Genomic DNA, 10,123 nt, shown 5'->3' with positions numbered 1-10,123 from the left:
AACTTAGATTTTATCTATCTGTTTATTAAAGTTAATGCAGCAGATGGAGCTTTTTGCCTAAGTTAAAAATCACGTTTGACTCCTAATTGGTTTTCTCATATTTAGGTATTCCACAAACTAACGATCTGTTTAAATTTATTTTCATCTGTCAGATGGAACTCGCCAAAATCAATTATGCTCCTGTGTGAGAAGCTATTTTCATGGCTCGTTTCATATTTTGATTTGAGTTATTCTTTTTAGAGCTATTCAACGTGAAGAAACGAAAAGTGTTCCGATTTAAGGCATAATAATTTAGATTTGTAATGGATCTAACTAAGAAGACAACTATGAGATTAATAAATGACTTGAGTAAGAGATATCGGATAAAACAACTATTAGGCAATTGGGGTCTGTTCATATTATTAAGCTTTACCATATTTGCCCTGCCGCTTTTAACATCTTTTGTTCATAATAGGTTGTTTGAAGTGTTTATAACATTGATTGTTGTTGTATCATCATACGCTACCAGTGAAGAAGATAACCCGAAAGTAATGATCCAGGTTTTTATCGCAATTATTGCTATTTGGATTACCAACATAGCTAATTTTCAGGTTATTCACTATTTGTCAACTATCTGGCTTGTTGTGTTCTTTCTGCTACGGGTGTTTCGTTTTGTTGGGCAGTTATCTCGTAAAGAAAATGTTAATGGCTTGGTTATTATTGAAGCCATAAATGGTTATCTTCTTATAGGTGTGGGTTTTGCTGTTTTGGTTAATATGGTATCTGCCGAATTCCCTGGCGCTTTTAACTTTTCACAAGGTAATTCAGCCAGTCATGTCTACGATTCGTTTTATTATACTTTTGTTTCAATGACCACCTTAGGGTATGGTGATTTATTACCCGTTACACCTGCAGCTAAGTCTTTAGCTTTAATGGTTACCCTTTGCGGGCAGTTTTATTTAGTGATAGTGATGGCATTACTCGTTGGTCGCTTATTGAGTAGTGCGGATAAAGATTAAATAAGCATATCTACTACTTCTCCATCTGTTGTTGTATAGCTTTTCATCAAGTTGGCTGTAAGGCAGGAGTGAACGGGTAATATTGCTATTTGATCGCCAATTGATACGTTATCAAAATGGTTTTGTGGCATCTTAATAATGCCATGTTCTTGTGATAGTTTAGCTACATAACCAATTTCTTCCTGCACGTCCCATTGTAGCTTATTTAATTTAACAACTGTGCCAAAGTGTTGGCGGTCGTTTTTAAGTATCATGTCTTTCGAAAGATGAACAGCTCCACCGTGGATGATTACCTCTTGGCGGTTCTTGTGTTTGGCAACAACAGGACAGGCCAATGCAACTGCAATATCATTGTGAGAGCATGAACCTAAATGTGTTTGCATATCATCAAAAAACACGCTATTTCCTGGACGTATCTCATCAAAGCCATCGTAGTTACTGAATAAGGAACAGGATGGCGTATCTCCATAGGATATTTGGGTGAGTGGAAAATCGTTGGCCATAAAGGTTTTTAAAGCCAAAAGCTGTTGTCGCGACGACTCCATTATGCTGCTAATCTCTTCCGTTGAATTAGTTTTGTATGTATGCCCAGCGTGACACAGAAAACCAATGAAAATAAGGTTCTTGCAAGTCTTTAGTTGGTTCAGCAAAGTTCGCATACAGTCATAATCTTCTGCCTCAATTCCGGTTCTGCCATATCCTGTGTCTGTCTTAATATAAGTTCCAACAGGATTAGTAAGATTTTTTTCGAGGAATTGGATGGTTTCCAAGGATTCAACAACGATGTTGAGGTTGATTTTACCCGCTAACTCATTAATAGTTGACCATTCCAATATGTTACAAGGAAATGCAATGCTAATGTCATTCCAACCGTTATTAGCAAAGTATACTGCCATTTTTACCGATGAAACAGTGATGCATTCTACACCATAATCTTTAAACCAACTGCCAATTTTAGCTGATTGATGTGTTTTAAAATGTGGTCGATATAAAGTGTTTGAATTTTTGGCTTTATTAGCCATGTGTTCGATATTGGCGAGGCATTTTTCTTTGTCGAGTAATAAAGTTGGTTGTGTCAGCATTATTGTTGTTTTGTGCAAATATAGTGAATGAGTGAATAATCGCTTGTTCTTGGAACGTGAAGATTTAATGCTAGGCTTGACAGGCCCTTACTTTCCTAATTTGGTCCAAATAAAAAAACCGGCTCTGTAGGAACCGGTTTTAGTAGTTTATGTAAGTGTTATGCTTATCGAACAATGGTTTGCTCACGATCCGGACCAACAGATACTATTTTAATTGGCACCTCCAGCTCTTTCTCCAGGTAAGCAATGTAATCTTTTAGTTCTTGAGGAAATTGATCTTCCGATCTAAGTTCTGTTAAATCCTCTTTCCAACCTTTCAGCTCTTTGTATACAGGCTTAACGTCATCGTTCATTTCAAATGGGAACTCTTCAGTAATGGTGCCATCTGGTAACTCATAAGCTGTCGCAGCTTTTATGGTTTCAAAGTTACTTAATACATCACCCTTAGTCATAATTAATTGCGTTACACCATTAATCATCACCGAGTATTTAAGAGCTACTAAATCAACCCATCCGCAACGGCGAGGGCGACCTGTTGTGGCACCAAACTCATGACCTGCTTTTCTAAGCTCTTCTCCTGTTTCGTCGAATAGCTCAGTTGGAAATGGCCCACTACCAACACGCGTACAGTAAGCTTTAAAAATACCATATACTTCGCCAATTTTATTCGGCGCAACTCCCATACCTGTACAAGCACCAGCACATATTGTGTTTGATGATGTTACAAATGGATAAGAGCCAAAGTCAATATCTAACAAAGTACCTTGAGCACCCTCAGCTAAAATAGATTTTCCCTCTTTTAGGTATTTGTTTATTTCATGTTCGCTATCAATTAAGATACAACTTTTAAGAGTTTCAATACCTTCTTCTAAGCCTTTTTCAAACTCTTCAATATTGTACTCAAAGTCGTACATTTCAAGCATTTTTACATGCTTTTCTTTTAATGCAGCGTACTTTTCTTCAAAGTTATTTAAGATATCACCCACACGTAAACCATTACGACCGGTTTTATCCATATATGTAGGACCAATTCCCTTTAAAGTAGAACCGATTTTTGTTTTACCTTTTGAAGCTTCAGAGGCTGCATCTAATATACGGTGTGTCGGTAATATTAAATGAGCTTTTTTAGAAATATATAGATTCTTAGTAATGTCAAATCCCTTTTCCTTTAGCTCATCAATTTCATGCTTGAAAGTGATTGGGTCAAGCACAACACCATTGCCAACAATGTTAGCTTTATCGTTATGAAATATTCCAGATGGAATATTGTGTAACACGTGTTTGAAGTTGTCAAATTCTAAAGTGTGACCTGCATTGGGGCCTCCCTGAAAACGGGTGATGACATCGTATTGAGGAGTTAGTACGTCAACAACTTTTCCTTTGCCTTCGTCCCCCCATTGGAGTCCTAGTAAAACATCAACCTTCATTCTCTTTTGTTTTAATGTTATGCTTATTAAGCCTTTTAGTATGTTGTAGACTTGTTTGTTAAAGTCCAAACACGAAAAATCGGACTTCCGATTGCCTCAGAATTCCGATGTGTAAAAGTACACATTATCCCTTTAAAAGCTATTGACAAATACGCTTTTTTTATAGAATAATCTTAATCCTCAGTTTGCTTGCTCAAACAGTCTTTGCATGTACCATAAACATAGAGGGAATGATGAGAGACTTTAAAGTCGTTAAAGCTTGCGGCATTGTTTAAAACCGTTTGAATTCCTGGGTCGCAAAATTCAATTACTGAACCGCAATTGGTACATATTAAATGATCGTGCTGTTTTGATTCAAAAGCCTTTTCAAATTGGGCTATGTTTTTTCCGAATTGGTGTTTTATAACCAGCTTGCAATCAAGTAATAAGTCTATTGTGTTATAAAGAGTTGCTCTACTAACGCGGTAGTTTTTATTCTTCATAAATATGTAAAGCGACTCAATGTCGAAATGGCCTTCTCGACTATAAATTTCATCCAATATAGCATAGCGCTCAGGAGTTTTCCTGTGTCCGTTTCGTTGAAGGTATTCAGTGAATAACTGCTTTACTACATCTTTGGCTTCTACCTTATTCATATATAGTCTCAATTAAAATAGAGCCTAAAAATAAGGAAAATCAAGAGATAAAAAAATTCCTGTTTAGATTAATTATAAATCAGCCTTAATGCGTTCCTGGCGTGTTACGTTGTGTACGCCTTTAAGTTTCATAATATTCAGAATGAGGTTGTTTAAATCTTCAGTATTATGGATGTATAAGTAGATGGTGCCTTCGAAAATGCCATCGTGACTCTCAAAGTTTAAAGAGCGCATGTTGACATTCTGATCTTCGGATATGACTTTGGTAATTTTACTAACGATACCCATTTGGTCTATACCTGAAAGGTTAATCAAAGCGAGGTATGATAATATTTTATGAGACTCCCACTGAGCTGAAACAATTCTATTTCCCTGACTTGACATCAGTTTAAGAGCAATTGGACACTTTCGGCTATGTAATATTATTTTGTCATTATCATCCTGAAAAGCAAGTATATCATCTCCTGGGATAGGGTTGCAGCATTCCGAAATTGTGAAATCATCCTGTTCGTCATTATCCGATAGTACCAGCTGTTTCTGCTTTTTACTGCTTTCGGTCTTTGGTTCTTCCTCTTTGTTGGATGTTTTTCCAAAGTTAAGTTTCCAATAACGAATCCACTTATTGCTTGTTTTGGTGCTTAGTATTTTATTAAGCTCATCTAACTGAACGCTACCTTTGCCAATTTTAAAGTATAGTTCATCTCGCTTCGAAATCTTATGGAAATCAAGAAGCTTTTTTAAAATACGAGAATTAATCGTGAGCTTCTTTTTTTGTAAGGCATCTTCGAGTATTTTTTCACCTTTGGCAATAAGCGACTTGCGCTCTTCTTTAAAGGCGTTTTTAATGCGAGTTTTGGCTTTGGCGGTGGTCACAAAATTTAACCAATCGTATTTGGGTTGTTGCTTTTCAGATGTAATAATTTCCACTTGGTCGCCACTTTTGAGTTGATGACTTAGTGGAACGAGCTTGAAATTTACTTTTGCTCCAATACATTTGTAGCCGATATCGGTGTGGATATCAAATGCAAAATCTAAAGCAGTGGCTCCTTTGGGTAAAACGCGAACTTCGCCCTTGGGCGTAAAAATCATTATTTCCGAAGCAAATAAGTTGAGTTTAAAGTCATCCAGAAATTCCAATGAATCGGCATCTGGATTGTCCAGTAACTCTTTAATCATTTCTAACCACTTGTCAAGCTCCGATTCTTTTTCTTTCTGACCTTTGTATTTCCAGTGTGCGGCAAATCCTCGTTCTGCAATTTCATCCATTCGCTTAGTACGAATTTGGATTTCAACCCATTTGCCGTTGGGACCCATTACTGTACTGTGTAAAGCCTCGTAACCGTTTGCTTTCGGTGTTGATACCCAGTCGCGTAGTCGGTCTGGCTTAGGTTTGTAAATGTCGGTAATCATGGAGTAGATTGCCCAACATTGGGTTTTTTCTGGCAAATGACTTTTGGGCGTGAAAACTACTCTGATGGCAAGTACATCAAAAATTTCTTCAAACGGCAAATCCTTTTTTTGCATTTTGCTCCAAATGGAGTAAACTGATTTGTGTCGCCCAACCACATCAAATTCGTATGCTTCAGCTTGTAAGCGGTTTTCAATGGGAGCTTTAAAATGCTGTATGAATTCAACGTGCTGCTCTTCGCTCTCTTTTATCTTTTGACTAATGTCGGTAAATACCTGTGGTAATTCGTACTTAAGACTTAAATCTTCCAGTTCCGTTTTAATGGCATAAAGACCTAGTCGGTGAGCTAAGGGTGCATAAAAATACAAGGTTTCACCAGCTATTTTTAAGCGTTTATGCTCAGGCATCGATTTTAGGGTTCGCATGTTATGTAAGCGGTCAGCCAGCTTAATAAGAATAACGCGAACATCCTCAACCATTGTGAGTAATAGCTTTCTAAAGTTTTCTGCCTGAATAGAAGTAGACTGATCAAAAACCCCTTCTAATTTGGTAAGGCCAGCTACAATTGAAGCTATTTTCTCCCCAAAAATATTCTGTAAATCCTCAACGGTATAATCTGTATCCTCAACAACATCGTGCAAAATGGCGGCCACCACACCTTTGGTGCCTAAGCCAATTTCCTCAGCGGCAATACGTGCCACTTCTATGGGGTGTAAAATATAAGGTTCGCCAGATTTACGACGCATCCCCTTGTGGGCTTCATGTGCCAGCTCAAAAGCTTTATTGACCAGCTTAATGTTATCCGGGGTTTGGCAACGCGGGCAAGCCTCAATGAGCTTGTTGAATTGCTCACGAATCATTTTATCTTCTTCTTCCCAATCAGAATTTGTCATGCACGTACTCGTTAAAGCGAACTAAAATACTTAATTCCTTTCATTGAAGCAAAGGAATTGCGTGCGTTGTTTAGTTGGTCTAATTGGCTTGTGTAGAGGAGTTGAGGTAGTATTTGTGATCCTTTAATGAATAATCCTTGACTTATTGACCAGCAATTACGCTAATAAAATCTTCTTCTTTGAAATATTTTTGGGCTAAGCATTGCAAATCATCAGCTGTTATTGTGCTTAATACCTGAAAAAACTCATGGAAATAATCGGGCGTAATATCTAGGTCAATCAATCCACGATAGTTATCGGAGGTGGCAAACGGACCATCAAAATTTCGGACCATGTCTCCCAATAGGAAGTTGCGCACCATTTCAAGTTCTTGTTCCGGTATTTTCTCGTCTCTGAGTAAACGTAATTCGTTGAATATTTCATTAACAGCAATGTCTCTGTTTTCCGCTTTTACATCTGAACCAATCACTAAAAAACCAGCGTGCTTATAAGTCATTATAAAAGAAGAAATGCTGTAGGTTAAGCCTTTTTCTTCGCGAATATTGGTCATTAATCGTGATCCAAAAAAGCCACCTAAAATGGTGTTTAGAATCTGCATGCCATGAAAATCGGGATGTTGCTTGTCAAACAAGGGTATTCCAATTTTAATGGCCGATTGAACAGCATCTGCTTTTTCGATAAATATTTGATGTTTTATTTCTTCTTTATTATCTGGCCCAGGATTACTCAGTGGTGCTTTATCAGACCATTGTTGTCCAAAATGTTTATTCAGTAGCTCTTTGATGTTACGGCCTGGCTGACCCGAAATTATGATGTGCGTCCCCTGAGGAATGTACCCATTTTGATGAAAGTCAATCACATCATCTTGAGTAATGTTTTCAAAATCATTTAGTGTAACAAAATTACCATAAGGGTGATTTTTGCCATAAAGATTTTGTGTGAAAGCGCGCGTGGCTATGGTTTTAACTTTATCACTTTCAATAAGATATTCTTGTTTTCGATTGCTTATTAATGTATCAATCTCTTTCTGATCAAATACAGGGTTTTTAATAACATCTTCCAGTATTTCAAGTGTTTGTGGCAGAAAGTGGCTCAAGCTAACTAAAGTAACCACTGCATGGTGAAAAGACGCTTGTTGACCTATGAATGCTCCAAAAAAATCGATCTTCTCTGATACCTCAGCTCCAGGCATGTTTTTCGTTCCCTCGGTAAGAGCTTTGTTGGTAATGGATGCCAGCAAAGGTTTAGATGCATGAACAGAGCCTGCAGGAAAAAGAAAATCAAGTTTAGCAACCTCTTGAGAGCCAGCTTGCATTAAATGTACCTTAATGCCATTGTTAAGCTCAAATGTCTCGATGGGTAAGAGATCAAACGAGGTGATGTTTTTAAATTCGGGAGCTGTATTGCGATTGATACTCATACTTTATTGGCTAGAACGATAATATAATGTGGAGCTGTTGCTTGATGTAAATGTTTTTTGAGCACAATCCAAAATACCTTGCGATGTAACGGCTTGATACTTTTCTACCTCATTATTGATGTCTTCGGCTTTGCCAAGCAATTCAAATGAGGCGAGGTTCATGGCTTTATTGAGAAAGCTTATTTCGGAAAACACGAGTGTTGATTCGATTTTATTCTTCACTTTTTGTAACTCGTAATCTCCAATGCTTTCAGAGCTAATTTTATCCAATTCATTAAGAATTGACAATTCAGCTTCTTCTATGCTGGTGCCTGGTAATAAGCGACCTGTAACGGTAAATAATCCAGGATGATGATCGCCAGTGATATAGGCGTTGACCTCGCTGAAAAGCTGTTGCTCTTTCACTAACGATTGGTTGAGTCGTGCAGATGGACCATTTGATAATACGTCTGACAGTAAATCAGTGGTGTAAAAGTCGTCATCCATGCGACCGCCAATATGAAATACCTTATGGATCATATCTGCTGGAACCTTACGCTCAACATCCAGCTTTCGTTCTTCTATTTGTTTTGGTTCAACAGGTATGTTATCCTGACTTAAAGAACGGAATGGAATAGGGCCAAACCATTTTTCGGCCAAGCGAAAAACTTTATCAGGATCGACATTACCAGCTACGCACAATACAGCATTGTTGGGTGCATAGTGGCTGTAAAAAAACGATTTAACATCGTCTAATGTGGCATTTTCGATGTGCGAAAGTTCTTTACCAATAGTTGGCCATTGGTAAGGGTGTACTTTATATGCTAATGGACTTATCAGTAATGGAATATCGCCATACGGCTGGTTGAGGTAGCGTTGTTTAAATTCTTCAACCACCACTTTGCGCTGTACTTCCAAACTCTTCTCCGAGAAGTCAAGCTCCAATAAACGATCAGACTCAAGCCAAAAACCAGTTTCAATATTGTCAGCGGGCAGGGTTAAATAGTAGTTGGTAATGTCGCAACTAGTCCATGCATTATTATCGCCACCCACCATTTGTAATGGGGCATCGTATGATGGAATGTTTTTACTACCACCAAACATTAAATGCTCAAAAAGGTGCGCAAAGCCTGTTTTGTCAGGCGTTTCGTTTTTAGAGCCAACATTATACAATATGTTGATAGCAGCCAATGGAGTTGTTTTATCAACATGACAGACTACGCGCAATCCGTTGGATAGCGTTCTTTTTTCTATGTTTATCATTAGAAATTAAAACGTTGGTGAGAAGTAATGTCTTCTTTTGTTTGTTGGTATTCTGCCAGTAACTCGGTAAATACCTGATTGACGGTTTTTACTTCATTAATAAGGGATGCTACCTGACCAATTTCTAATTCGCCTTCTACCAAGTCGCCTTCGAACATGCCTTTTTTAGCACGCCCCTTACCCAATAACTTTTGTAGGTCAAGTGTTGAGGCACCTTCTTTTTCGGCTTCGTGAACTTGCTCAAAAAAGGCATTTTTAATCAAGCGTACTGGTGCAAGCTTTTTTAACGATAGAAGCGTGCCTCCCTCATTGGTGTCAACGACTAATTGCTTAAAAGCGCTGTGAGCTGATGATTCTTCAGTGACAGCAAAGCGCGAGCCTATTTGAATTCCATCGGCACCTAATGCTAAAGCAGCAAACATGCCTTTACCTGTTCCAATTCCGCCAGCTGCAATCAATGGCAATGATGTTTGCTTACGAATGGTTGGGATAAGTGTTAGTGTTGTTGTTTCTTCTCGTCCATTGTGTCCACCTGCTTCAAAACCTTCGGCAACAATGGCGTCTACGCCTGCTTCCTCACATTTTTTAGCGAATCGGCCATTGGCAATTACATGAACAACAGTGATGCCTTTATCTTTTAGGAATCCAGTCCATTTAGCTGGGTTGCCTGCTGATGTGAATACGATTTTTACGTCTTCATCAACAATAATTTGCATCAATTCATCAATACTTGGATAAAGTAATGGCACGTTGACCCCCCAAGGTTTGTCAGTGGCCTGTTTCATCTTTTGAATGTGCTCTCTTAGTACATCAGGGTACATAGAGCCTGCGCCCAAAAGACCCAAGCCGCCATTGTTACTAACAGCTGACGCCAAGCGCCAGCCACTGCACCATACCATTCCACCTTGAATAATGGGGTATTGAATATTGAATAGTTCTGTAATTCTGTTTTTCATATGAATATAATTTGTATTCATTTGCCATATAAAACTCGCCAAAGTCAATCAAAATCACTTTT

8 protein-coding genes are annotated in these 10,123 nt (G+C 38.2%); 1 reads left to right on the top strand and 7 read right to left on the bottom strand.

Going from position 1 to position 10,123, the window contains the following annotated elements; genetic code table 11:
- Positions 1–326: 326 nt before the first annotated feature.
- Positions 327–998, top strand: a complete 672-nt coding sequence (locus FNN09_RS13530; RefSeq protein ID WP_185968998.1) for a potassium channel family protein — start codon at positions 327–329, stop codon at positions 996–998.
- On the opposite strand, the gene FNN09_RS13525 is transcribed toward FNN09_RS13530, so the two are convergent.
- The 7 genes from FNN09_RS13525 to FNN09_RS13495 form a co-directional block, all read right to left on the bottom strand.
- On the bottom strand, positions 995–2,080 hold the full coding sequence (locus FNN09_RS13525) for an alanine racemase (RefSeq protein WP_143302902.1): 1,086 nt from the start codon (positions 2,078–2,080) through the stop codon (positions 995–997). The genes FNN09_RS13530 and FNN09_RS13525 overlap by 4 nt on opposite strands.
- Positions 2,081–2,244: 164 nt before the next feature.
- Complete coding sequence (locus FNN09_RS13520; RefSeq protein ID WP_143302901.1) at positions 2,245–3,507, bottom strand: adenylosuccinate synthase; 1,263 nt, start codon at positions 3,505–3,507, stop codon at positions 2,245–2,247.
- A gap of 173 nt (positions 3,508–3,680) precedes the next feature.
- The gene (locus FNN09_RS13515; protein ID WP_143302900.1) at positions 3,681–4,142 is read right to left on the bottom strand and encodes a Fur family transcriptional regulator; all 462 of its coding nucleotides are present in this window, start codon (positions 4,140–4,142) and stop codon (positions 3,681–3,683) included.
- 72 nt (positions 4,143–4,214) lie between these two features.
- A complete protein-coding gene (locus FNN09_RS13510; RefSeq protein ID WP_143302899.1) occupies positions 4,215–6,443 on the bottom strand; it encodes a bifunctional (p)ppGpp synthetase/guanosine-3',5'-bis(diphosphate) 3'-pyrophosphohydrolase in 2,229 nt (742 codons plus the stop codon).
- 142 nt (positions 6,444–6,585) lie between these two features.
- Positions 6,586–7,863 carry a pitrilysin family protein gene (locus tag FNN09_RS13505; RefSeq protein WP_143302898.1) on the bottom strand — a complete coding sequence of 426 codons (1,278 nt, stop codon included), beginning with the start codon at positions 7,861–7,863 and terminating at the stop codon, positions 6,586–6,588.
- Positions 7,864–7,866: 3 nt separating this feature from the next.
- Positions 7,867–9,105 carry a pitrilysin family protein gene (locus FNN09_RS13500; RefSeq protein WP_143302897.1) on the bottom strand — a complete coding sequence of 413 codons (1,239 nt, stop codon included), beginning with the start codon at positions 9,103–9,105 and terminating at the stop codon, positions 7,867–7,869.
- Positions 9,105–10,061: a nitronate monooxygenase family protein gene (locus FNN09_RS13495; RefSeq protein ID WP_143302896.1), complete on the bottom strand. Its 957-nt coding sequence runs from the start codon at positions 10,059–10,061 to the stop codon at positions 9,105–9,107. Before FNN09_RS13495 ends, FNN09_RS13500 begins: the two co-directional genes overlap by 1 nt.
- Positions 10,062–10,123 lie beyond the last annotated feature (62 nt).

The sequence above is a fragment of the Carboxylicivirga sp. M1479 genome (assembly GCF_007097485.1).
In the GTDB taxonomy this organism is placed as follows: domain Bacteria; phylum Bacteroidota; class Bacteroidia; order Bacteroidales; family Marinilabiliaceae; genus Carboxylicivirga.
The sequence above is the reverse complement of the archived record's forward strand: the minus strand, read 5'-3'. Positions and strand labels throughout refer to the sequence as shown.

What these genes read in the sequence shown, in the direction of transcription:
- FNN09_RS13530 (WP_185968998.1), top strand. Translation starts at nt 327, where the DNA reads ATGAGATTAATAAATGACTTGAGTAAGAGATATCGGATAAAACAACTA.
- FNN09_RS13525 (WP_143302902.1), bottom strand. Translation starts at nt 2,080, where the DNA reads ATGCTGACACAACCAACTTTATTACTCGACAAAGAAAAATGCCTCGCC.
- FNN09_RS13520 (WP_143302901.1), bottom strand. Translation starts at nt 3,507, where the DNA reads ATGAAGGTTGATGTTTTACTAGGACTCCAATGGGGGGACGAAGGCAAA.
- FNN09_RS13515 (WP_143302900.1), bottom strand. Translation starts at nt 4,142, where the DNA reads ATGAATAAGGTAGAAGCCAAAGATGTAGTAAAGCAGTTATTCACTGAA.
- FNN09_RS13510 (WP_143302899.1), bottom strand. Translation starts at nt 6,443, where the DNA reads ATGACAAATTCTGATTGGGAAGAAGAAGATAAAATGATTCGTGAGCAA.
- FNN09_RS13505 (WP_143302898.1), bottom strand. Translation starts at nt 7,863, where the DNA reads ATGAGTATCAATCGCAATACAGCTCCCGAATTTAAAAACATCACCTCG.
- FNN09_RS13500 (WP_143302897.1), bottom strand. Translation starts at nt 9,105, where the DNA reads ATGATAAACATAGAAAAAAGAACGCTATCCAACGGATTGCGCGTAGTC.
- FNN09_RS13495 (WP_143302896.1), bottom strand. Translation starts at nt 10,061, where the DNA reads ATGAAAAACAGAATTACAGAACTATTCAATATTCAATACCCCATTATT.